At 37.5% G+C, this 25,080-nt stretch carries 17 protein-coding genes and 3 tRNA genes; 9 read left to right on the top strand and 11 right to left on the bottom strand.

Annotation, left to right across the window (positions count from 1 at the left end):
* The first annotated feature begins 106 nt into the window (after window positions 1-106).
* Genes pfkA through gap form a run of 3 tightly spaced genes read left to right on the top strand, consistent with a single transcriptional unit; the run spans window position 107 to window position 2,943 of the window.
* Window positions 107-1,093: a 6-phosphofructokinase gene (gene pfkA / locus ACUN24_RS10590; protein WP_445562464.1), complete on the top strand. Its 987-nt coding sequence runs from the start codon at window positions 107-109 to the stop codon at window positions 1,091-1,093.
* Between the two features lies 1 nt (window position 1,094).
* Entirely contained in the window at window positions 1,095-1,937 is an 843-nt protein-coding gene (locus tag ACUN24_RS10585; protein WP_445562463.1) for a hypothetical protein, read from the top strand.
* A 7-nt stretch (window positions 1,938-1,944) separates the two neighbouring features.
* On the top strand, window positions 1,945-2,943 hold the full coding sequence (gap, locus tag ACUN24_RS10580) for a type I glyceraldehyde-3-phosphate dehydrogenase (protein ID WP_025144555.1): 999 nt from the start codon (window positions 1,945-1,947) through the stop codon (window positions 2,941-2,943).
* A gap of 622 nt (window positions 2,944-3,565) precedes the next feature.
* On the opposite strand, the gene ACUN24_RS10575 is transcribed toward gap, so the two are convergent.
* From ACUN24_RS10575 to ACUN24_RS10530, 10 genes are all read right to left on the bottom strand, one after another.
* Window positions 3,566-3,817: a hypothetical protein gene (locus tag ACUN24_RS10575; RefSeq protein WP_445562462.1), complete on the bottom strand. Its 252-nt coding sequence runs from the start codon at window positions 3,815-3,817 to the stop codon at window positions 3,566-3,568.
* A gap of 140 nt (window positions 3,818-3,957) precedes the next feature.
* Window positions 3,958-4,341 (bottom strand): metallophosphoesterase, encoded by a 384-nt coding sequence (locus ACUN24_RS10570; RefSeq protein WP_445562461.1) that lies wholly within the window; start codon window positions 4,339-4,341, stop codon window positions 3,958-3,960.
* Window positions 4,338-4,688, bottom strand: coding sequence for a metallophosphoesterase (locus ACUN24_RS10565; protein ID WP_445565134.1), 351 nt, complete (start codon window positions 4,686-4,688; stop codon window positions 4,338-4,340). Before ACUN24_RS10565 ends, ACUN24_RS10570 begins: the two co-directional genes overlap by 4 nt.
* A 661-nt stretch (window positions 4,689-5,349) precedes the next feature.
* Window positions 5,350-6,705: a glycine-rich domain-containing protein gene (locus ACUN24_RS10560; RefSeq protein WP_445562460.1), complete on the bottom strand. Its 1,356-nt coding sequence runs from the start codon at window positions 6,703-6,705 to the stop codon at window positions 5,350-5,352.
* Window positions 6,706-7,419: 714 nt separating this feature from the next.
* The gene (locus tag ACUN24_RS10555) at window positions 7,420-8,391 is read right to left on the bottom strand and encodes a PorP/SprF family type IX secretion system membrane protein (protein WP_445562459.1); all 972 of its coding nucleotides are present in this window, start codon (window positions 8,389-8,391) and stop codon (window positions 7,420-7,422) included.
* 22 nt (window positions 8,392-8,413) lie between these two features.
* Window positions 8,414-9,349 (bottom strand): T9SS type B sorting domain-containing protein, encoded by a 936-nt coding sequence (locus ACUN24_RS10550; protein WP_445562458.1) that lies wholly within the window; start codon window positions 9,347-9,349, stop codon window positions 8,414-8,416.
* 31 nt (window positions 9,350-9,380) lie between these two features.
* Entirely contained in the window at window positions 9,381-10,100 is a 720-nt protein-coding gene (locus ACUN24_RS10545; protein ID WP_445562457.1) for a hypothetical protein, read from the bottom strand.
* Window positions 10,101-10,137: 37 nt separating this feature from the next.
* Complete coding sequence (locus tag ACUN24_RS10540; protein WP_445562456.1) at window positions 10,138-12,297, bottom strand: Ig-like domain-containing protein; 2,160 nt, start codon at window positions 12,295-12,297, stop codon at window positions 10,138-10,140.
* Between the two features lie 936 nt (window positions 12,298-13,233).
* Window positions 13,234-15,198, bottom strand: coding sequence for a 1,4-alpha-glucan branching protein GlgB (glgB, locus tag ACUN24_RS10535; protein WP_445562455.1), 1,965 nt, complete (start codon window positions 15,196-15,198; stop codon window positions 13,234-13,236).
* 56 nt (window positions 15,199-15,254) lie between these two features.
* On the bottom strand, window positions 15,255-17,717 hold the full coding sequence (locus ACUN24_RS10530; RefSeq protein ID WP_445562454.1) for a glycoside hydrolase family 31 protein: 2,463 nt from the start codon (window positions 17,715-17,717) through the stop codon (window positions 15,255-15,257).
* A 314-nt stretch (window positions 17,718-18,031) separates the two neighbouring features.
* Here ACUN24_RS10530 and ACUN24_RS10525 point away from each other — a divergent pair, with 314 nt between their 5' ends.
* The 6 genes from ACUN24_RS10525 (at window position 18,032) to ACUN24_RS10500 (ending at window position 21,976) form a co-directional block, all read left to right on the top strand.
* Entirely contained in the window at window positions 18,032-19,399 is a 1,368-nt protein-coding gene (locus tag ACUN24_RS10525) for an SDR family NAD(P)-dependent oxidoreductase (protein ID WP_445562453.1), read from the top strand.
* 3 nt (window positions 19,400-19,402) lie between these two features.
* Window positions 19,403-19,475 (top strand) — tRNA-Ala (locus tag ACUN24_RS10520).
* A gap of 3 nt (window positions 19,476-19,478) precedes the next feature.
* A tRNA-Arg gene (locus tag ACUN24_RS10515) sits at window positions 19,479-19,549 on the top strand.
* Between the two features lie 34 nt (window positions 19,550-19,583).
* Window positions 19,584-19,654: transfer RNA gene (locus tag ACUN24_RS10510), tRNA-Gly, on the top strand.
* 24 nt (window positions 19,655-19,678) lie between these two features.
* Complete coding sequence (locus tag ACUN24_RS10505) at window positions 19,679-20,038, top strand: hypothetical protein (RefSeq protein ID WP_445562452.1); 360 nt, start codon at window positions 19,679-19,681, stop codon at window positions 20,036-20,038.
* 12 nt (window positions 20,039-20,050) lie between these two features.
* Window positions 20,051-21,976 carry a hypothetical protein gene (locus ACUN24_RS10500; protein WP_445562451.1) on the top strand — a complete coding sequence of 642 codons (1,926 nt, stop codon included), beginning with the start codon at window positions 20,051-20,053 and terminating at the stop codon, window positions 21,974-21,976.
* Between the two features lie 89 nt (window positions 21,977-22,065).
* Here ACUN24_RS10500 and ACUN24_RS10495 read toward each other — a convergent pair whose 3' ends face one another.
* Window positions 22,066-24,945 carry a TonB-dependent receptor gene (locus ACUN24_RS10495; RefSeq protein ID WP_445562450.1) on the bottom strand — a complete coding sequence of 960 codons (2,880 nt, stop codon included), beginning with the start codon at window positions 24,943-24,945 and terminating at the stop codon, window positions 22,066-22,068.
* Window positions 24,946-25,080 lie beyond the last annotated feature (135 nt).

Here is a 25,080-nt window from a genome sequence, read left to right as displayed (position 1 = left end):
AATTTAGTTATTTTAAGCAGATAAAGGTATGACTTTCAATATTAAGTAAAAAAAATAAAATAAATTACTTAGTGTAAAAAATACACACTATATTCGTATAATAAAGATGGAGCCAAATATAAAAAATATAGCTGTACTAACTTCTGGAGGCGATGCCCCTGGAATGAATGCGGCAATCAGAGCTGTTGTTCGTACCGGAATTTACCATGGCATTAACATGTTTGGTGTAATGCAGGGTTACCAGGGTTTAATAACCGACAACATAAAACCAATGGACGCCCGTTCTGTAAGTAATATTTTACACTTGGGCGGCACCATATTAAAAACTGCACGCTGTTTAGAATTTAAAACAGACGAAGGTCAGCAGATTGCCTACAATAACTTAAAGAAAAACGACATCGATGGATTAGTGGTAATTGGTGGAGACGGAACATTCACCGGAGCTAAACGTTTTTCGGAAACTTTTGGGGTTAAAGTAATCGGTATACCGGGAACTATTGATAACGATTTAGTCGGATCTGACTTTACTTTAGGTTACGATACAGCTATTAACACTGTAATCGAAGCAATTGATAAAATCAGGGATACTGCGGATGCGCACGACCGGTTGTTCTTTATAGAGGTAATGGGCCGAGATTCTGGCTGTATTGCTTTAAGAAGTTCGATTGCTAGCGGCGCCGAAGCGGTATTGTTACCCGAAAGAGAAACCAGTGTTAACGAACTGATTGAAAAACTGGCCTTAGGCGCAGCTACAAAAAAATCATCAAGTATCGTTATCGTGGCCGAAGGCCATAAACAAGGTGGTGCTTATGATATTGCTAAAAAAGTAAAAGAAACTTTTGATCATTACGATACCAAAGTAACCATTCTTGGCCACCTTCAAAGAGGTGGTAGTCCAAGCAGTTTCGACAGAATTTTGGGTAGTCGTTTAGGTTTTGCCGCAGTAAATGCGTTAATTGCAGGCGAAACGGAGCAAATGGTAGGTTTAAAAGGAAACGAAATAAAATTAACCAGCATAAGAGAGGCTTTAACTGCTCATTCTTTTAAACTCGAGCCCGATTTAATGGAAATGACAGAGGTACTTTCAATATAATATGGTAGCAGTTGTTTATAGCGGATCGAAAACAGCATTTTGGAAAATAACACAAAATGGACAGGTAGTAGCACATTGTAATACTACCGGACTAAACCCTTGCTTTGTTGATCCAAAAACAATTTTACAGATTTTAAACAAAAAAGTGGTCTTGGTTAACAATGCAGAAAATATCAAGAAGATTTATTTTTTTGCAGCCGGGGCATCATCAACAGATAGAAAAGAGGAATTAGCCAAAACCCTGGCATCATTTTTCAAATACAGCAAAATTGTAGTCGAAAATGATTTATTCGGGGCAGCTAAAGCCGCTTGTTACGATCAGCCTGGTATTGTTGGCATGTTGGGCAGTGGTGCACATTGTGCTTATTTCGACGGAAAAAAACCATTGAATAATAACTTTGGATTAGGTTATATCCTGGGCGATGAAGGCTCTTCAAATTATTTCGGAAAAATACTTCTAAAAGAATTTTTAAGCCAAAAAATGCCAAAGGATATTGAGGCCAAATTTATATTAACACACAATCTAGACCGCCCTCAAATATTAGAACGTATTTACAATAAGCCACAGGCAAATATATTTTTAACATCATTTTTCGATTTCATTACCCAGAACAGCAAACACGAATATATCCGTAAACTGATTGATGAGGGATTTGAAAAATATTTCGAAACATATATCCTGCCCACAACGCAGAAACATAAAGATAGTGAACTGCATATTGTAGGCAAAGTGGCTGCCGAACTCGAAGACCGCTTAAGGTTTGTGGCCGGCAAATATGATTTAAAAATTAAAAGCATCATTAAAGAACCAATACAAAATTTATTAAAACATTACACTAATTAACAAAACAATGAGCAAAATTGGAATAAACGGCTTTGGCCGTATTGGCAGACTGGTTTTTAGAGCCGCATTAAAAAGAGGATTAGATATTGTAGCGATTAACGATTTAATCGAGCCTGATTATATGGCATACATGCTAAAATATGATACTACACATGGCAAATTTGATGGCACGATTGAAGTTGTTGATGGTAATTTAGTTGTTAATGGCAAAACCATCCGTGTAACTGCAGAAAGAAATCCGGCTGATTTAAAATGGGATGCTGTAGGCGTTGAAGTGGTAATCGAATCTACAGGTTTATTCTTAACCCGTGCTGATGCTGAGAAACACATCGCCGCCGGTGCTAAAAAAGTAGTTTTCTCTGCTCCTGCTAAAGATAGCGATATCCCTACTTATGTAATGGGCGTTAACCACCATAAATTAACTGCAGATCAAACTATTGTTTCTAATGCATCTTGTACTACAAACTGTTTAGCACCAATTGCTAAAGTTTTAAACGATAACTTCGGTATCGTTGAAGGTTTAATGAGTACAATCCACGCTGTAACTGCAACCCAGAAAACAGTTGATGGTCCTTCTGCTAAAGACTGGAGAGGTGGCCGTGGTGGTTTTTCTAACATCATTCCTTCTTCTACCGGCGCTGCTAAAGCTGTAGGTATGGTTTTACCTGAATTAAAAGGTAAATTAACCGGTATGTCTTTCCGTGTTCCTGTTGCTGACGTTTCGGTAGTAGATTTAACTGCACGTTTAGAGAAACCAGCTACTTACGAGCAAATTAAAGCCGCTATGAAAGCAGCTTCTGAAGGCGAATTAAAAGGCGTATTGGCTTATACTGAAGATGAAGTTGTTTCTTCTGACTTCATCGGTGATGACCACGCTTCGATTTTTGATGCTAAAGCTGGTATTTCATTAAATGATAATTTCGTTAAAGTGGTATCATGGTATGATAACGAATGGGGATATTCTTCTGCATTAGCCAAATTCGTAGAATATTACGCAAGTTTATAACGAAAAAATGCTATAAGCGTTTTTCAAACCATATAAAAGGCAACATTATTCAATTAATGTTGCCTTTTTGTTTTAAATATAATTTTCACCAGTAAAATCACATTTCAAAATTACATCAAAAATTAATTTTATTAAATTTTAACATCAAAAATTTACTTATAAAGCAGAAAAACTAAAATAATTTTAAAAAAATCAAGTGAAATCAATTTTTAACCAACAATCAAGCAATATTTGAATAAATAATACCATAAATTGATAATATTTAACAATTCGTTAACATATTTTAGCCTTATATTTGCAATACGATCATTTTAAATCCCAAAAGCTCATGAAAAAAGAACAGGAAATAAAAAATGACAAAAAAAATACTTAAAATTTTCTTAGTGTATTTTTTACACTATCATTTTTTTTACTATATTTGTAGAGTAATAAACGGAACGATGTTTGTTAACAATTAAAAAAGATAAATCACTTTCTGGATAAACCCCGGTTTAGAAAGAAAGTTAAAGACAAAGCCTGGCTCATAACAGGTTTATATTTGGTTAGAAAAAAGGGACAAGCTTGGATAAGTTGTCCCTTTTCTTATTTAAGAAGGAATTTTGAATTAAGATTTCTTTTTTAATCATTCATTAATTCTTATTTCATCAAACACCAATCTATCTTTAAAATTTGCCAACATTAATAAGTAGTCTTTTTTATCAAAGTTTAGTTCTTCTATTTTATCAACCCATCCAATACTGGCACCAACAACTTCAGGTTCCCATTCTTTTGTTTGATCTACGCCTATTCTTTTCCATTGTATAGTATTACCACAATTTCTAATCTCTGCGACAATTAAAGTACAAGAAAAATCATTATCATCAGGACACATCAAAATTGGACATAGCCGTCAATACAATAATTGATAAAATCGCAATGGTCTTCATAATCACCTTTATCTAATAGCCCTACAATTTTGCTAATTAAACAATCCATAACATTTATTATTAATACTTACATGCAGTAATTGCAGTCTTATACTTCTATTATCAATTCTTTATCGTAACCATTATATTTTTCATTTATATATCCATGTGGGTTACAGATAATTTCTGTCCGATCTATGTTATACCTTACCCGAGTATGAACATGACCATGAATCCAATAAGCAGGTTTATATTTGATGATAACATCTTCAACATCTGACGCATAAGCCGAAGCAACCGGATCATTTTTATATTCCTGAGGTACAGACCTAATGCTTGGAGCATGATGGGTAATAACAACGTTTTTATATGCCTTTGATTCTTCGAGGCTTTTTTGCAACCAGTTTTTAGAAATCTGGTGGATTTTATAAGTATCTATTGTTCTCAACTTCGAATAAGTGGGATCGCGCCTGATTAACTTATAATCGTTCATTTTACTTTGGCAATGATACCATATTCAACAGGATTGCCAAACAGGGAAAAATCTGTCCATAAAGTTGCCCCATGAAATCTTATTCCTTCAAATTCGACAAAATTATTCTCGAGCACATGAACATTTGAGCCTTTAGAAAGTTCTACTATTTTACGAAGGGTGTTAGGATATGTGCCTTTATAATACTCGTGATTTCCTAAAACATAAATTATAGGTTTATCAGGGATATTTTCTTTGATCCACGCTATCCCTTTTGTTCCGAGATTGATGTCCCCAGCTAAAATTATCAAATCGGCATTTCTGAAGGTTAATTCAGAAAGCCCAAATTCCTGGTGTAAATCACTTATGATCTGTATCTTCGTTATTCTGCTTGTCTATCTCCTAGTTATTTTATGCCGCCAAACAGCAATCACATTGGTATCTGCATGGTATTCTTCGGGATTATTTCTATTCATGAAACTCTCCTTGTTTAATTTCGGAGGCACTTGCTTTATGAGTACCTTGTTCGATCGGGCATAACTATCAAGAATAAAAGACCATGAGATATAAAAGAAGCAGAGAGACGTTTTTCATTTGATGAAGATATACAATCTGATAAACAGCACAAAACTTTTTATCATCCATGAACATTAGCCTTGCAAAAAAGTATAATTTATAAGCACATAACAATTAGAGGAAACCTTTTATTAATTAAACCCGATAACAGCGATAACCCCGAATTTTTCATAATGGCTATAGCGACTTGCGGGGCTAAACCAATCTATGAAATATAGCTACTTCATTTCCAAAACCTAAAAATATTTTGATTACGATATCAACAACTACCACTCAGCTGGATTACTAACATTAATAACAAAAAAAAAGGATGTAGCCACTGGCTACATCCCCTATCTAAATTAACGCTCTCAACTTATGAAGTTGGTATAAGGCTCTCACCCCTTATGCCTACAATATTACGGCAGAAAGATTAAGATTTGATGAAGATTTGATATTAAAGCAAAAAAATTATTAGTCGCCGCCACAGCCACCACAACTACCGCAAGAACTTCCGCAGGATGAACCACAAGAACTAGCTCCGCCGCCGTCTCCCCCTCTACCCCTTTCGTAACTTACCAATGGAACAAGCGTTGCAGTTAACACAGCTGATCCATATAAAAAGTAACTCCATCGCCAATCCTGTTCATCTTTTATTGCAGGCAAAATTGCAGACTTATACAAATCAGGGATGATGCGGATACAAAACTGCTGATTAAGGCCATAAAGATGTTTAATCATAAAAATAATCAAAAATCCTGTCAGAAGCACGATCTGAAAAATAGGTTTATCCCTGATAATTCCTGTTGTCAGGCGAATGAGTGGAAACATGATAAGTGTTGCAAAAACTGTAAAATTTATGTAAAACAGTCGCGCAAATTGTTTAGATTGGCTGAAATGCCATTTAAACATGTCCATACTTTTGGCGGTGTTTCTGAAAATTGCCCTTATCTGCAATTGCCTTAACAGTTCGGGATAGGAGATTTCTCCTCTATCTTTTAACACTGAAACAACCTGAAGCTGCTCTCCGGAGAGGCTATCTACATCCTTTAAAATGTAAATACGGTGATAGGCATTTACATTTAGTATACCTGCATGAATAAGTTCGCTTATAGCCCCGTTTATTACCTCGGCAAGCTTCTGTCTTTCAAGGTAAACCAGTTCAAATGGTTTAAGGTGGTAAACGAACGACTGCCGATCAAAATTTCTTGCAATTTGTTTTAATCTGATTCTGGTATATAACCTGAGTATTACATGGGCGGGAAGCGCCAACCCGAGAAAACCCAAAATAAAATAAGGGTTATCAATATGGATATAAACAGGTTTAAGCAAATAATAAAAAGGAACAGTTAGCAAGATAAAAATCAGTACACCGTATAAGACAAAAAAACCAGTCTTAAGTTTAGCCAGTTCAAGCTTTAAGCTGGCCAACATGGTATCATATTCCCAAATCGCTTTCGGTTGTGCTCCAAAATGTTCCTGGTAAATGTGTTTTGTTCGTTCTTTTGCCTGCCTAAACTGATCTGCCTGTTCTTTTTGGTGTGTAGAGGGCACATGCTGGATCTGTTTACCAACCAGCGCACAAAAATCCTGATAAGATTGTGTAAAGATAAGGTGCTGATGCCAAACCGTATCTACAATGGCGGAAGGCGAAACCATTACATCAGAAATGGCAGCCAGATACATAAATTTCTTATATTCTAATATAGCTTTTTCGGTAAAGTCTTTTGTCCATTGGTTTTCATTAGCCAACCTGATCGAAAAGCTATATTCGCCCGGTGGATGATCGAAATCAAATTGCTGTATGCTTTTCCAGAGCGTTTCATTCATATCCCAATGCCACTACTTTTCAGATCCCATCCACTTCTCTAACTTTTTCCAGGGAATGCTAAGCGCCATAATTAATAATCCAAGTATTATTTCCATACATAAATATACTACTAATCAGATACATTCACAATATCTAACGAAGGCTTACCTCCTTATGTAAACAAAGGTAAGCTGAGAACATATAAGCCTTCCTTAAAGAGGGGCGTACCGCTGTAATCTGATCAGGTGGTAATCCCCCCTTATTCCCATCTTTGACAAATCGATCACAAAATCTGATACCACAAAAAACATAACATTATTATCAATAGAAGATAAAGTGTATTTATTCTTCACCATTAAAAGAGGCCACACGTTTTTTTATTTCCTGGATTAATCCGGAAGTTATAGGACATCACCAGTTGAAATAATTTAATACATCGTTTACCAAATGCCTTTCAGGATTTGGGCATACACAAATAGTGATTGACTTTAGCCCCTTAAGTAAAGCAATTAAGAAAAAATACAAAAATAAAGTAGATTAATGATTCCATTATGCTGTTTCCAAGCTTTGTAATGTATATTTTTTAATGTTTTGAAGCGCACATTGATTAATCCAGGTAAAAATGCTGAATTTAGGCTCATAAAATTGTGAGATAGACTGCCGCACTTCGCAGAATGTTAGGTAAGCCGATAAAAGGCTAAAAAACAGATCGTTTGGTCTAGCGAGTCAGCTGATCAGAAGTAACACTTTGGCCTTCTGCTTTTAGTAGTCTGTAAATAATAACCTATAGAAACTTCGTGTGAGCCATAATCATAGTTACCCAATTTATTTAAACTGTAGTCGTAACCATAACCAATCCGCAGGTTTTCGCGGACAAAGAACTCGGTAACCAGTCCGACGGCACTTCTTGCCCTTAAATTGTTTTGTAGTGCTGGCTTAGGATAAAGTTTTACAGAGGTTCTATACGCTGCACCTAACCAAAGCTTTTCCTTGATCATTAAAAAAGCGTTAAGATCTAATGAGGTTGGCCCATTCAAATCATCTTTAATCAAAAAAGTAGGCTTAAACATAAAATCATTATCCATTGGGAATACCATGCCGGCCGTTAAATAAAAATGTGGCTTGGAAGCAATATTCAGGAGGTTATTATCCCTAAAAACTGGAAGATACTGCGTAAGCAAGTTATTGGCTGAGAAACCGATAAAAAATTTCTCGTTCGAGTAATGTACCCCCGCCCTGACATCCGGTACAGTCCTACTTTCATATCCGGTCGGAATCCGGTTGTCGCCAGTTTCGGTCGGATCTAGTAAACTTCCATTCAGTCCTATCTGCATTACACCAATTCCAACGCCAAATGCAAGTACATTGGTTTCAGTACGGTCTAATTTAATGCGATAAGCAAAATTTGCTGATAAGTTTAACGAGTTCTGTGCGCCAATTTTATCTTTAGACACCAGTAAACCCAAACCCAGAGTTTCTTCTTTAACTGCTTCATCTACTGATATGGAAAGCGTTTGGGGAGCGCCCTGAATACCTGTCCATTGAGCCCGGACGAAAGCCTGCATATAGAGTTCTTCCTTGTAGCCGGCATAAGCCGGGTTGATATACAAACCATTAAACATATATTGACCAAACTGTGCATTCTGCTGAGCAAACAGACAAAGGCAGAATAAATTAAACAATGTCGTTAAAACTATCTTTTTCATATCCTCACATTTTAACTTTCCTCTATCTCATTACGGTTACGTAGCCTTTAAATTCCTGCCATTGAGCACTTGACGTTTTTACCTTAATCACATAGAAATAAGTTCCATCTACCAGACCGTTCGCTGTCCAGTCATTTAAATAGCCTTTCTTTTCATAGACAGTACTTCCCCAGCGATTAATAATGGTAAGCTGATTTTCGCTGTAAAGGTCCAACCGCTCAATAAAAAAGGTTTCATTCTTTCCATCACCATTTGGGGTAAACACATTTGGGGTTTTAAGTCCGGTAATTTCTTTGGTATCCACAGAAATGTTATTTGATGGATCTGGATCTAGCTCATCAATCGTAACAGTAGCACGATTAACCACATTACCAGGTTTCATCGACCTTACATTAATGATCAGTTCAACAAAACTGCCATTAGCAAGTGATGGTATAGCCCAGGAAACTGTTTTGGTTTGATCGTTATAACTTGCAGTACCAACAACAGCAGGATCAACACCTACAAAGGTCAGATTTTCTGGAAGATCGTCTTTCACCTGTAGATTGGTAGCCATGCCCAGGCCATTGTTGCGAACCAATAAATTGTATTTAAATACCTCCGTATTCATTACCTGCCTACTTTCTGACCTTTTAACAATGGAAACATCTGCTGAGATCTGTGATTCCATAATCACTTCCATCTCTTCAGAGGGGTCTGAACTACAGCCACCTGAATTAAAAGTAATAACCGTATATTTTCCGGCAGCATTTACCATATAATCCTGTAAGGTAGCACCAAGAATAGCTTCGCCATTTTTGAACCATTGATACGATGTAGCACCTGTACCGTTAGCCCGAAGTTTAACTGCAACTCCTGGTTTAAGGTTCAGCGTGTTCGGATTAGAAGATTGCGCAAAGCATGCCACTGCAGTAAGCAGCAGCACACTGAACACAATTATTCCAAATCTGTTAAACATCACAATGATTAAACCAGCTCAACAGTAATACCTATGGTGCTACAGAGATAGTTGCTTTACCCGGTTTAACAGTAACGGTTATGGCTTTACTTGCAGTTGCGGTACAACTTGCTCCACTCACGATCTGAACAGCGCCGGTAGCATAACTTCCAACGGCAGCAAAAACATACTCACCTGCAGCTACGCCAGCTTTAAGTGTAAAAGTATCTCCTGAACCAGATGCTGTACCCAGAGTTGTAATATCAGTTACTGCAGTACCGCCTAGCGTTGCTGACCAGACATAAGTCATGGTTACCCCAGCTGGCAATGTTAATGAAGCATCCTTACTTGCTGTAATTACAGTAGCCGCTGTTTGATCGGTACAATAAGTACTTCCAGGAGCTGTAACAGCGATAACAGGGGTAGGTAATTTTTCTACAACCGTATTATCAGAGGCATCACTAGGGCAAAGGTTAGCATCGGCAGGTTGGACTTGAACAGAATAAGTATGGCTTCCGACAGCTAATCCCGCTGCGATCTGGTAAATAGCATTTGAGCCATTATATACTACCGCAGCTTCTGCAGTTCCATCAACAGTCCATACAATTTTATCGCCATTAACAGGCTGATATCCAGCAAAAGTTGGAGTCAATTTTACGGTACTGGTTCCGCACAGGTATACATTTGGCGTTTGTGCAAAGGCACCCAGTGGCATTAAGAGCATTAAGAATACAAAGATTCTTAGATTACGTTTTTTAGTTTTTTTTGTCATGATTTTAAGTTGCTTGAGTGAATAATTTATTTTGTTTTTAGTTAATGGATACTATTGGTTTATGTGGCACAAGCTTTACCCTAAAACTAAAAGGGATAGCCCGTGCGCAGCCATTTGCATTTTTAATGGTCAAAACTCCCTGGTAAACTGCTACAGGAGTTGTTGGGGGTATAGTAATGGTGATTTCATTTGCGGGTAAAGTTTGATTTAGCACAGCGGGCAGTAAATTCCCAGTCCAGGAAATACTATAGGTTATTGGGTTAAAAACAGGATTGCTGTAAGTAATTTTCGCTGCGGTTAATCCTTCACAAATACTCGCATCTGGCCCTAATATTAAATTGGGCTGTGGATTTACAGTTAAAGGGAAATCTACTTTTTTACCACAATAAGTAGCATCATCAGCAACTGTATAACTAATCACCGTATTACCGGCAGCCACTGCGGTAACCTTACCTGTTGCATCTATTGTTGCAATGGCTGCATCACTTATACTCCATGTTCCATTTGGATAAATATTTGTAAATGTTGTACTTGTACCTGCACACATGGTAGCTGTGCCGTTTATTGTAGGTACAGGAGCATACTGTTTTACTTTAACTTCTACAGCCAGAACGCCGCCAGCATTTTTACATCCTGTTGCTGTGTTAACTGCTTCTACATAATAAATAGTAGTAGCCATTAAGGTAGGAGTAGTATAAGTGGCACCGACATTAAATGGGGTTCCACCAGAAGATGATGAATACCAATTATAAGTGAAACCCGCATTAGGCGCAGTAACCGAGAGCACTGTTGAAGAGCCGCTGCAGATTATAACTCCAGGTACTGTAAGTGTAGGTAAGGGATTAACCTTAAGTTTTACCCTCAACCTTTCAGAAACTGCAGTAACACAATACGTTCTGCTCGCCTGGACATAATAATTGTAATCTCCTGCTGCAAGTGTATTTGGGGGAGTGAAGGTTAAACCGGTATACAATAAATTACCGCCTGTTTCGGCATCGTACCATTTGTATTCAGTACAGGTCTGCGCATTCTGAACAGAAAAAGTTACAGTTTGCCCCTGACAAACCGTTTTTTCATCTGTAGTTGAAGGATCAAGTAATGTGCGTGGTTTTGCCAGTTTACGTTTAATGTCGTAAATCCTTAAACGGCTAAATGCACCAGTAATTCCACCCATTGTGATCTCCAAACGGTCGTATACATCGGTTACCAAAAACGTTAAAATATATTTACTTGTTGATCCGGGAAGTAATTTAAGGTTCAAAAACGTACTTGTGTTTTTAAATGCTGGTCCGGCCGCTACTCCATTCAAATAAGGCTGTATAGTAAAACCTGTTAAAAGGCTCAGATCTAATAGTCCGCCACCGGGATTTTCGAGTATGATGCTAACCGAATCGGCAGGTTGCGAAGGTTTATTAAAAATAGTTGTAAGATATACCTGATTGAGCACGGAAGTGCCCACATCGATCAGTGCGAAGCTATTTGGATCTACATCAATGACGTTAAAGGGATTGGTAACAGTACCAGTTAGGTTTGCAATTCCACCCAAAGGAGTTGGCTTTACACCTGAGAGCACATCAATCGCCTCGTCGCAATTGATTGATCCTGTACTAGGCTCCATAATATAAGCATGAAAAACCTTTATTGATAAAGCTGTAGATACTACCGCACCCACAATCTTGATATATATGCCGTTAAAAGCCTGTGTAGGTGTTACCCTAATCTCCATCTCTCCTCCCCCGCCTATCACGCCGGCTATGTTGGCAGAAGTATAAATCGCATTTTTCGTTGCATCAAAACCAGCCTCATGCCCACTACCAACTAAGGGTTTACTTACTGTAACAGCATTTAGACCAGTAAAACTTCCAATCTCAAAACTGCTCAAAAGCCCAAGAAGTTCCTTTGGTAAGGCCAGTTTAACTGTTACAGGAGTATTTGCAGGAATTGTACGTTTACCAGCGTTGGTACCATCAGTAGTAAATTCCAGAAATTGTGTAGCCGAACCTGTAAGCTGAAGAACGCCAATTGGAACTGATAATGTTGATGCATCTTTAACCTGTCCGTTTACAGCATTCGACGCATTAGCGATGCTACCGTATAAATTTGCTCCTACAATACTCAATCCATCAAGATATGCCCCCTGAAAGTTTGCATATGTACGTGCTGTATTTTCACACTGTGCATATAAATACGCAGGCATAAAAAATAACACAAATACCAATAAAAATTGACCAGAGCGCCTTTTCAATGTGAGTTTGGGATAATGTAAAATTAAGTTTGTTTGTTTACTAGCAATACAAAAGTATTGCGAACCAACGCTACATTATCCGTTCACTTTATTCATTAAAGTCTTTCAATCAAGACATAAAGACCTGTTTTATTACTATTTATCAACCAAACTAAATCACTTAGAGGTATTGGGTCTACTTTCAGGATGGAAATTTTAGCCCAACTATAAACCTTCGCACCCGACAGACCGCTTGCCTCACTTCCGGGTTAAGACCATAATTTGTTAGGATATTAGTTTATTGATGTCTGTCAAGGCAAGTAGATTATGATTGAAGGCGCTAACCTTAATCCAAATTCGATGATATTCGGTCTGTACCGAAGAAGAAATTTTTACGTAAAAAAATATTAAACACTAATTATCAACACTTTATAACAAAATTTCATACAACTACTGTTAGCATAAATATTATTCTAAAAATAATATTTGCAAGATAAAAAGGTTATTGTATCTTTGCACCCTCTCTGGAAGCTTCCACTCCAGAGTTTAAGAAAGCTTTCCAGCAATGGGAAGCTTTTCTTATTTAAATTGATAACTGGTTTTCTCGCTAATCATCAAATAGCACATCAGTAATCTCTTTTTGTACCTAAACCTCGTAACATTCATTATTTGCTACCCGATAAGTTGTAATTCTTTTTAAGAATAGAGTTTAATTAGCTATCGCCAGATTTTTCAATCTCATTTAGCAGCAATTTTTCTTCAGGCCTTCCTATAACATGTTCCATAAACACTTAATTTGCAGAAAAATGCAAACAAAAATTTAGTTTTGGCGTCATATAGAAAACAGATACTACGCCAAAACCATGTTTTTATGTGTGGTTTTGGCGTGATCTAGAAAACAATAATATTTTATTTGCTCTTAAAAATTGTTACCGCCAAAGGTGGCAAATCGACAATTATTGAATATTCCTGTTCATTATATTCTTTCAGATCGGGAACAATGTCTCCTCTGTTGTTTATGCCGCCTCCATAATAAACAAGATCATCGGTATTAAAAATCTCTGTCCATTTGGTTTTAAACGGTACCCCGATTCTATAATTCTCCCGAACTACAGGAGTTAAGTTTATGGCAATAACCAAAGTATCTTTAGGCTTTGGTCCTTTTCGCATATAAACAAATACAGATTCGTTTGTGTTATCTGCATCAATCCATTGAAAACCTTCATTGCTAAAATTGAAATGATACAATGCAGGTTCTTTGCGGTACAGAAAGTTTAAAGCTTTAACTGTTTCCTGCATGCCTTTATGCGGCGCATATTGAAGTAAATGCCAATCTAGCGATTGCGTAAAGTTCCATTCATTGGTTTCGCCAAATTCATTGCCCATAAACAGCAATTTTGCTCCCGGATGAGTAAACATGTAACCATAAAGTGCCCTCAGGTTAGCGAATTTCTGCCAATCGTCGCCAGGCATTTTATAAAGCATTGGCGATTTACCATGCACTACTTCATCATGAGAGAAAGGTAACATGAAGTTTTCGGTAAAAGCATAAGTCATGCTAAAACTCAACTGATGGTGGTGATGTTTCCGTCCGAGCGTTTCAACTTTGAAATACTTTAACGTGTCATTCATCCAACCCATCATCCATTTCATTCCAAACCCTAATCCACCAGCATGTACCGGATGGGTTACACCAGGATAAGTGCTGCTTTCCTCTGCCATGGTTTGTACACCTTCAAAATTTCCATAAACGGCAACATTCAGGTCCTGCAAAAACTGTATGGCCCCAAGGTTTTCACTTCCTCCATATTCGTTTGTTGCGGCATCTCCATCTTCCCGGGAGAAGTTGAAATACAACATCGATGCCACGGCGTCTACCCTCAATCCGTCAGCATGGTATTGATCCAACCAAAATAAAGCATTACTGATGAGGAAAGAACGCACTTCATTTCTGTCGTAATTGAATATGTACGATTTCCAATCGGGATGAAAGCCTTTCCGCATATCGGCATGTTCGTACAAATGCGTTCCATCGAACTCATACAAACCATGCCTGTCACCTGGAAAATGAGAAGGAACCCAATCCAATATTACTGCAATATCTGCTTTATGGAGCTCATCAATTAGATACATTAAATCCTGTGGAGAACCATAACGTGAACTTGCCCCAAAATAACCTGTAATCTGATATCCCCAGCTCGGTAAATATGGAAACTCCATTACCGGCATTAGTTCTACATGTGTAAAACCCATTTCCTTAACATAAGGCACTAACCTTCCGGCTACTTCCCTGGCGGTTAAAATACGTTCCGGATCGGCCGGATCGCGTTCCCAAGAGCCGAGATGTATTTCATATACCGAGATGGGTTGGTTCAAAGCATTTATCTTTGCTCTTTTTTTGAGCCAGGCTTTATCTTTCCAAGTGTAATCGGTATCCCAAACAATGCAGGCTGTTTGTGGAGGAAGTTCCCATCTTCTGGCATAAGGATCACCTTTTAAATGCTCCGATTCATCAAAACCTTTAACAAAATATTTATAAACTTCGCCCTTTGCAATTCCAGGAATAAAACCTTCCCAAATGCCCGATTTATCCCACCTCACGCTCAGCGGATGCGAACTGTTGTCCCAATTATTAAAATCACCCACTACACTAACACGAATGGCATTCGGGGCCCAAACTGAAAAATAAGTTCCGGCCGTCCCATCAACGGTAATTAAATGTGAACCCATTTTCTCGTAAAGCCTAAAATGCTTTCCTACAAGAAAAAGATCGATATCGTAATCGGTAAATAAACTGTGGATCCAAACGGATTTTTGTTTATCAATTTTTGGTTGAGATGTTTTTTTTACTGGAACTTTTTTTGCTGCTGGCATAGGTATTTGGTCATTAAATGAAACCCCAAATACTAAACAGCATTTGGGGCTCATTGTTACAGACTTAAAATCTGTATATCGGTAAAGTTTTTATTGCATTGAAAATGCAGGATATTCTGATCATCGGTATAAAAATCTTTTACCTCTTTATTATCGATAATGATCTTTTTAACCTGGAATTTTACACCAATAACATTACAAACGTAAAATTCATAATTAGGCGTGTACAAACCTTCATTGCGTTGGTTAACTTTAATGGCCTGTACATCGCCTTTTACCGTAAATTTCTTTTCGAGATAAATATCTTGCTCGTAGGCAAATGTATCGCCATGATCTTCGTACATATATGAATTTACTTCGTAATCGCTATGGTAGATATTCAATACCACTTCGGTGATCGATTTTTCGTCTACATATTGCATTACCGGATATTCTGGTAAAACCGTACCCGCACGCACAAACATCGGCATACTGTCTATTTTGGCATCAACGGTATATTCGTTACCACCATCCAATACCTCATTTGTCCAGAAGTTATACCAGGTTCCTTTTGGAAGATAAACTTTTCTGGAGATTGCACCCTGTTCTAAAACCGGGCAGATTAACAATTTATCACCATAACAGAACTCATCCTGACGGAAACTGTTGCTGATATTTTCCTGTTCAAGCATTACCAGCGGTCTTAAAATAGGAAAACCATAACGGTGATGCTCCCAAAATACCGAATACAGGTAAGGCATTAAACGGTACCTTAATTCGATAAACTTACGGTTAATATCTTCGAAAAACTGGCCAAAGCTCCAGGGTTCCCGTTCAGCTGTATCGCCGGCAGAGTGTGCACGCATAAATGGAGAAAATGTACCTAGCTGGATCCAACGGGTAAATAATTCGCCATCCGGCTCTCCGCTAAACCCGCCAATATCTGTTCCACAGAAAGGTACGCCAGAAACCGACAAACGCTGGCACTGAATATTTCCAATCTTTAAATGCTCCCAGGTTGCAATATTATCACCCGTCCAAACGCTGGCATAACGTTGCATACCTGAATAACCAGCTCTTGTAATGGTAAACGGGCGTTTATTGCGCATCAGTTTCTTTAAGCCTTCGTAAGTAGAACGTACCATCTGCATTCCGTAAACGTTATGCGCCTTACGGTGCGAGCCGCGGTAACCATCATAATTATGACGAACATCGTTAGGGAAAGTTCCTGAACCAAACACAGCTGGTTCATTCATATCGTTCCAGAAACCTGCAACGCCCATGTCTACCAACTCCTTGTATAAATTACCCCACCAGCTCCGTACTTTTGGATTGGTAAAATCGGGAAACTGACAACGGCCTGGCCAAACATGCCCTTCCATATAATAATCGTCGCTGCGGCGACAGAAAAATCTTTTCTCTTTTCCTTCTTTAAAAACCCAGTAATCATCATCTACCTTAATTCCAGGATCGATCATAACCACGGTTTTAAAGCCATCATCAGCAAGTTCTTTAATCATTCTCCGCGGATCTGGAAAGTACTTCTTATTCCAGGTAAAACAGCGGTAACCATCCATGTAATCGATATCCAGATAAATGGCGTCGCAAGGAATTTTACGTTCCCTGAACTGTCTGGCTATTTCTTTAACTTTTGTTTCAGGATAATAACTCCAACGACATTGCTGATAGCCCAAAGTCCATTTTGGAGGCATCGGGTGCGTACCGGTTAAAGTTGCGTAACGTTTAACCACGTCCATAATATGTGGCCCGTGGATATAATAGTATTGCAGTTCTCCTCCATCAGCCCAGAAACTTGTTTTATTTACATCTTCCGAACCGAAATCGAAATACGATTTAAAGGTATTATCGAAGAAGATACCGTAAGCAGCCTGATTATGCAGACCGATATAAAAAGGTATAGTACGGTAAAGCGGGTCCTGGTTCCAGCCAAAAGAATAGGCATCGGTATTCCAGTTTTCGAACCGCCTGCCGCGCAGGTTAAAATTACCGGATTTATCACCCAAACCGAAAAAATTCTCTTCAGGGTGACATTTTTTGGTTGCGTAGATATAATAACCACCAAAATCCACATTTTCTTCCCAGTGCATAGAGTTGGCTTCATCAACCATCATCACATTGGTAATATTATCGTGGAAAGAAATATGGAAATTTGCCTTTTCTATTTTACAGGTTACCGAATGGGTAGAAACGGTATAATGATCATCATGTTCCTGCATCTTAAAAACAGAAACTTTCTGGTCTACCTCAGGTACTGCGTAAGAAAAATCATCCAGAAAAACGCCATGTGGTGCCAGGCGAACCCTGATTATATCATCACTTACCACCCGGATTTCTACTCTTGCATCCCCATCAGAAAAATAAAAGCGGTTGCCCTCTTTTTTTACTTTTTTAACTGCACCAAGGTATTGTTTAACAATTGGTTTTACCGATATATCAACTGGATTGTTTAAATGCTGTACTTCCTGTTCCTTTTCGATCAGATCACTTGTCTCGTTAGGTTTGTCGTTTTGCGCTTCCATCCTTATTTATTCAAATTTTAAATTCATAACTCTTAAACCGGGATGTGCTTAAGAAAGTACTATAATACAAATATTTTACAAAAGGGATGTAGCTTTTTTTGAAAAGATTCATTTAATAGTGTAAGTTTTACACTAACCTAAGGAATTTTTATGTGGAGAAGGTCCGACTAAAAGAAACAAAAAAGTCTTACTCTTTTTTTGTTATTTATCAAACAGCTTTAAGATTTTTTTTTAACTTGAATAATTAATCAAATTGAGTATTTTTTTTTAAAAAAAAAGACCACTTGCTAGCATCATAGTTCAGCGTAAAAAATATGGAAGAAAACAAGCAATATGCTTTTAGCGAAGAAGAATGGGAGAGCTGCATAAAAGTTTTAAATGCGTTAAAAGATTTTCCATTTGAAAACCCCGACAATAAACTTTTTGGAACAATAATAACCAAGATATATAAAACTGCAAAAAAGAATATCAGAGGTGAAAGCTATTCACATAAAAAGAAAGAAGATTTTTCAACAAATTTAAAGGCTACCATCGCAAAAAAGGCACTGAACGGAGAAAGTCTGTTTTCTGAAAACATTCCGGATCCGCAGCACCTAACAAAATTGAATGTTCCAAAAAATTGTTATTGCTGCAATAATTCATACCGGTTTGCTCATAGCTTTTACACAAGGCTCTGTCCTGCATGTGCTAACGAGAATTACGAAAAACGTTTTCAAGAAATTGATCTTAAAGATAGAAATATCATTTTAACTGGTGGGCGTGTAAAGGTAGGATTTGCTACTGCTTTAAAATTGTTAAGGAGCAATGCCAATGTGGTATTAACTACACGATTTCCAGCTTTGGCCTTGGCGCAATTAAAGAAAGAAGAAGATTACCATTTGTGGGCCAAAAACCTGATTGTCTATGGATTAGACTTAAGAAATTTAAATGCAATTAATGAGTTTTTGATTTTTTATAGATCGAAATTCGAAACGCTCGATATTTTGATCAATAATGCGGCGCAGACTATAAAATACCCCGACGATTATTATCTTCCTCTAGTTAACATGGAAGAGAAGTTATTCCTAAAATTTAATGGGGAAACCAATTTCATTGTAAATAGAACACCAATCTCTAAAAACATTAAATTACTGGAATACAGTTCTGGGGAAACAACTGATATTAGATTGAGCCGTTTTGGACAACCAGTTGATAACCGTGACAAAACAAGTTGGAATTCTACCCTGGAAGAAGTAAGCATGCACGAACTGGTTGAAGTAAATTTGATCAACCAGATTGCACCATACTTTTTAATTAAGGAATTAAAACCATTATTTAAAAAATCTTCCTTTGCCGAAAGGTTTATAATCAATGTAACTTCTTCGGAAGGTATATTCAGCTATACGAATAAAACAATTTATCATCCCCATACCAATATGACCAAAGCGGCGCTGAATATGATGACGTTAACATCTGCAAGAGAATTTTCGGCAGATTATATTTATATGAGCAGTGTTGATGTTGGCTGGATTTCGACCGGAGCCAAAGAAAGTTTAAGAAAAGAACAGTTTAAAAATGGTTATATTCCACCATTGGATCCGGTTGATGGGGCCAGCAGGATCTTCGATCCGATTATTCAGGGAATCAACGGCAATCCATTGTTTGGGGTTTTACTGAAAAACTATAAGGTTTCGGCCTGGTAAAGAAATGCAATTAGTTTAACTGGAAAAACGACTGCTCTGCACGCGGTAGTTCTGGGTTCAAACCCCAGATTGCTTGGTAAAGGTGTTGGCTTAAAGGAAGAGCATATGTTTACGCAACATAAGGTGCGGGTTCAAGTCCCGCACACCTTTCAAAAATGTATTTAGCTATACATTTGAACTGATTAAGGAGATAGTTTAATTGGAAAAACATCCTCTGCCCGAGAAAGTTGGCGGTTCGACCCCGCTCTCTCCTTAATTTATCTTTTAAATTTGAAATTTATGTTGAACAAATTATTTCAATTCTTCTCGCCAAAAGGAAAAAAAGATGCAGTTACAAGCGAGTATTCGGCCGAAGAAACATCAAGCCCTAAGTTTATTTCAGGTAATGATCACTTTATCGAAGATTTAAACGGTTATACCAAATCTTTTACCAGTCATTACCTGGATGAAGCCGCCAATAAGCACGAGCTAAAAGCATCTAAAATTACCGTGATAAAAGAATTGGGGAGTACAAAGCTTCTAAAAATAAGCGGAAATGGAATCCTCTTCCACAATGGGCATAATATCATAAAAACAGAGAGTCCTTTTATTATCAAATATGTTCAGCAGGAGATCAACCCTTTAGATAGAACCGTATAACTACCGATAAACATGGGTCCAAAAATTATCGAAATCAGACAGATTGAAGATCTTGATTTGCTTTTAAACATTCAAGGTTTTTGTCAAGTAGAAATGTACCTCAGCAATATTACCGTACTGATATCCGAACTTAACGGCAATCTATATGTTAGGGCATCGGATTGCGAATTTCCCAACCTGAAGCATGTAGACGGAAATTTATCCATAGATGCAGAATATGTTTTTTTTCCTAAACTCGAAACAGTTATGGGAGATTGCAATATACATGAAAACAACTGTGTTCTGAGCGAAATCAGGCATATAGGAGGGAATTTAAAGGTACTTACCGATTTTACTTTTCTGAAATTAAGAAAAGTTGGCGGCAAGATTCTCAAGGAAGGGAATATCAGTTTTTCGACAATCCCTGGCCAGAACAATACGATTGTAATCAAAGATCAAAAAGAAGCAGATTTATTTCCGGAATATGGCATTGCCAATTTAGAAATCGTATCGGATAATATTACCATCAAAAACAAAGAAATTAGGGGGAATATAGTCATAAAAGCCAATAATGTCAGTTTTCCATACCTGGTTAACCTGAAAGGAAAATTGACTGTAGGAACCAGAGATACTTATACTAAGGAAGACCTGTTTAAAAACATTAACTTTCCTATGCTCCAAAATATAAGCAGTAACTGCAGCGTAAATGTTCAGGATATCAATTTGGAAAATCTAGTTAAAATTGGAGGAAAACTTACCATTTGTATCGGAAAAATTGATTTTAAAACCCTGACTTTTGTAAGGCATCTGCATCTCTCTGTTCAAAACGAATGTTCGTTTAAAAAATTAGCCATAATTGGTGGCGATTTTACCGACAATACCTATTTAACAAGTGAACCACCTTTTTTCCCTGAACTGGAAGAAATCAAAGGAAACTGTTCACCTAAAAAATTAAACGCACCAAAACTGACCAAGATCGGAGGTCATGTCAATTTTACAAAATATGATAAAGTTGATATACCGAATTTAGAATATATAGGCGGCACGGCCCATTTTACGACAAACGTGAGATTAGAAAAGCTAAAATATATCAATACACCAATATTCGATTCACCATCTATACATTTACCGGCTTTAAAGTTTGTAGAACACCAGTTATATAAAGAAGAAGATACAGGCAATAAAAAATACACTGTAAAAAATTACCATTTCAGGGTAAATGAAATGCTGTTTTTATCTTCTAGATCCTGTTCTCTTTCCAGATCCGATATTGCGCCTGCATTACACAGCCAAATCTCTATAAAGCAGCTGATCTCTATCTTAAAGATGAAGTACTCAACTTTCGGTTCATTTAAGGATCGGGAGTTTAAGATTGGCTGGAGAGTATACCAATTAAAAGAATACCAATCGGTTATCAAGAAAATAGAGAAAGAATGGGATGGGATAATACCGATTGAACTTGCTGATATTTTTAATATCCAAAACAGGAATATCCGTCTTTTTTGCTTCAAATATGTTCCGGTAGCAACTTTGATGCAAAAACTGGAAGGCAATGCACTCAGAACAAAGAGCATTGAACTCGATTACTTCAAATATGACGAAAACGGCAATAAGATCAGTTTTAAAAAGAACAATACTTATGAAGTTTACGTGGCAGAAAGAGATAAAATTCGGGATTTATGGACCGCTGGTGATCAGAAGATTTATGCGGTTAAATGCTGGTGCAACTCAACCAACAAAGAACATTGGTTATGGATAGAACCACAATACGCCTATAATCCACTTACCGCAATTGCATCAACATTCAGAATTCACGAAAATATCATCCCGCACATAAAAGCGTTAAAAAGACAGGGTGATATCCTGATCTGCGAAATGAAAACCAATATTATACCCAAAGGCAATATCCGCCCTTTAACCCAAAACGAATACTTTGGACTTTTGGAAGTAGAATCGTAAATCTTTGCAACTCTATTATTAAGGCACTTCAACAAAAAAGCCCGCTATACTTTTTAGCATAGAAGGCCTTTAAAAACTCAATTAACTGGTTATGGATTAAAACTAATGGCCACGTAGTAGATTGCCCCGGCTGATGGGTTTCCGTAAGAAGTAAAATAATATTTGTTCAATACGTTAGAGCCACCCAGTTTAATTACCGATTGTACTGAAGGGATTCTTAAACTCACCTGTGCATCAAGCGAGCTGTATGCAGGCACCTGACCTGAGGCAAAAGAAGAATTCCAGTAGAATTGGTCCTGCCAACGGTAAGAAACATTGAAACCAAAATTTTTAATAATTTCTTTATTACCCAATCCCAGGTTATAACGGATTTTAGGCGTATTGAAATCGTTAATGTAGTTAACCGGCAAATCGCCGATCTGGTTATATGAAACGTTACCGCTTACATTCCATTTGCCCACAAGGTAATCAAGACCTAAAGCTGTACCATAAGAAGTTACTTTACCTTCTGCATTAACCGGGACTCCGAATTTCACAAAACTTACTCCAACATTCTGGTATACATCAACTGCGGTAATAAAATCTTTGTAAATGTTGTAATAACCATAAGCATCAATCAATAAGTTAGGAAGGATTAGGCCTTTGTAACCTAATTCGTAAGATTGAACGCTTTCCGGACGAACACCTCTTACGTCAAAGTTATAGGCTCGCAATAAAGCTGGATTCGGTAAACCATTAAGCACATTAGTAGCTGAAGATGCCAGATATGCACGATAGCTTACATCTGTATAAGGCTTATTGCTATCGAGGTGATATTTACCGAACATAATTTCAGGCAAACCACCGATCAGTCTTTGAGATCCACCACCTACAGAGAGGTCGATATATTGGTTCTGCGTAGTTGGGTTACGGTAGCCTGTTTGGTAAGAAACCCTGATGTTGTTGTTTTTGGCAACTGTAAACACTCCGGTTACCCTTGGGGTAAACCGGCCTTCAAAATTCTGGCTTTTATCGTAACGACCGGCAAAAGTAAATTTCACTTTATCGTTAAAGAACTTTTTACCTATTTGTCCAAATGCACCGTATTCCTTAATATCGATAGATTCATTTAAATCGTTAAAAATTGTTCCGGCTGAATTTAAATCATATAAACGATAAGATGCACCTACCTGAAACTCTACCACTTTATTGAAAAGGTTGGTAAAATTATATAATCCTTCATAATGATATAAGTTAGATTTATCGTCGAATTTAGCACCGTAAATACCTTTACTCGGATCGGATGCACTGATCGTCGTATTCATAATCTCATCTTTTGCCTGCAAAAATTGTGGTGAGCCAGGAGCAAAATATGCACTACCACCACTTGAAGCAGAGTTGGCAGCTGTTCTTGCGGTAATTTGTGCTTGTGCATCAGTTTGCCCAAGCGATCTTGCACCAACATAATTACCTACGTATTCAGGGAACCAAGCCTGAGAAATTTTAGATTTTTCGTTAATATAACTTCCCAAAATAGAAGAAATATAAGAATCACCCGAACGTTCTTGTGTGGTATAACCACGTAACATGAAATCTTCTCCCTTTAGCTCCAATTTGTACTGACCGATATTGAAGTTACGTAATGAATAACGGTCAGATCCTGTGTAAACCGAAGTCCCTGTTCCCCAGTTGGCCTGTAAAGTTGCCTGAACAGTGCTACTGATATTGTAATATAATGCACCTGAGGCTTTCAATGACTTGGTATTATAATCTACAAGATCAGCTTCCTGATACCCATTTCTGGTAATGTTTTGATTCGGTATTAGACCTGGGGTATTCAATCCTGCATAAAATGGTCTGGTTTGGGCATTTGTAGAAAGAAATGAATTAATCTGGGTTTGACTTGGAATCATTCCTCCGGTTGCTAATCCATAATTCTTAACGAAAGTTGCTGTTCCTGAAGCCAGCACACTTTGCGCCACATTTCTCATATTTTGACTTAACTCATCTCCATAAGTATTGATCCCATCATAATTCGGATCGCTCCGATCCCCACTTTTTACTGTTCTTGATACCCTGTCAAAGTTTGAAAAGTTGTTTCCGTACCAATCTTTGGCCTGCAAAAATGAAAAGGCAGCCTTTACCCCGAATTTATTGTTCCATGATTTTGCCATCCGTACATCCAGCTGATTAAATGGCTGCACACTGCTATTATCGTCATTAACGTGATTTACACCCGTTTTATATTGAAAACTAGCTCCCGGATATTTAAAAGGATCTTTTGATGTCATTAACAAAGTTCCATTAATACCACCCGCACCATAAAGGGCAGATGAAGCACCTGGTAAGAGCTCTACATTATCTATATCGAGTTCAGTAATACCGACTATATTTCCCACCGAGAAATTTAATCCCGGTGCCTGGTTATCCATTCCATCGATATATTGATTAAAGCGGGTATTACCGTTAGAATTAAAACCACGCGTGTTAATCGACTTGAAAGTTAAACTCTGCGTACTGCTTTCTACACCTTTCATATTGTTCAAAGCATCGTAAAACGATGGAGCAGCGATTTCTCTGATGGTGGCAGCACTCATCCGCTCTATGGAAACAGGCGATTCTAAAATACGCTCTGGTGTACGCGAAGCAGAAACAACTACATCTCCTCCTAATACAACTGCGGTTTCTATTTCCAGATTAATACCTGAAGTACTTCCGGTAATCTGCTGTTCTACAGTACCGTAGCCCACATAAGAAGCGACTAAAGTAAAAGGTACTTTTGCAGTTGTACTAAAGCTGAAATTTCCATTTGCTGTTGATGCCGTACCGCCCGATTGGCCTTTGATGGTTAAACTAACCCCTGCTAGTCCTTCTTTAGATTGCTTATCCTTTACGGTTCCGCTTACCGTAATACTCTGTGCCTGTGCTGCCATATTACCAGCAAACACAAATATTAACACATAGAAGATCTGTGTAAAAATTCTGCTCATACGCGATTTAATTTGGTTATTTGTATTATTAGTTATATAAACTTAAATTCTTTTTTTGAATTAAACAAATTATGTAAGCATAATAATCTCAATTCAATTATAATTTTGATTGATATACAGTTTGTTGTATTTTGC

It is taken from the genome of Pedobacter sp. WC2501, assembly GCF_052682415.1.
This window is presented reverse-complemented; position numbering and strand designations above follow the sequence as displayed.